1 protein-coding gene is annotated in these 421 nt (G+C 64.4%); it reads right to left on the bottom strand.

Features of this window, described 5'->3' with window-relative positions; genetic code table 11:
* The coding region (locus MELE44368_RS24795; protein WP_164890221.1) for a condensation domain-containing protein at positions 1-421 on the bottom strand (421 nt) is incomplete at both ends.

The following is a 421-nucleotide window of genomic DNA, read 5'->3' as shown; positions in this document are numbered from 1 at the left end:
CGGCCGAGGTAGTTGAATCCGATTGGTGGGTCGGGGCTTTGCAGGTCGATGTTGTCGTTGAGGTAGCGCAGTACGCCGTAGGACAGTCCGTCGGGCAGTGCGCGTAGCTGCTCTTTGGCGGCTTTGATCACCGCGCCCAGCTTGGCGTCGCCGGCGACGACCTGTGACCAGCTCAGCCCGTCCAGGGCCAGCGCCACGGGGTATTTGGTGGTGAACCATCCCACCGTGCGCGACAGGTCGACGTCGGCGACCAGGTCCTCGTCGCGGCCGTGGCCCTCGACGTCGATGCAGATCCGCTGCGAGACACCCAGGAACTCGGTCAACGCCAACCCGAACGCGATCAACAAGATGTCGTTGATCCCGGCGTGAAACGCCGCGGGCACCTCACCCAACAACATCCGGGTCGTCTCAACATCCAGGT

The sequence above is a fragment of the Mycolicibacterium elephantis DSM 44368 genome, from assembly GCF_004014805.1.
GTDB lineage: Bacteria > Actinomycetota > Actinomycetes > Mycobacteriales > Mycobacteriaceae > Mycobacterium > Mycobacterium elephantis.
This window is presented reverse-complemented; position numbering and strand designations above follow the sequence as displayed.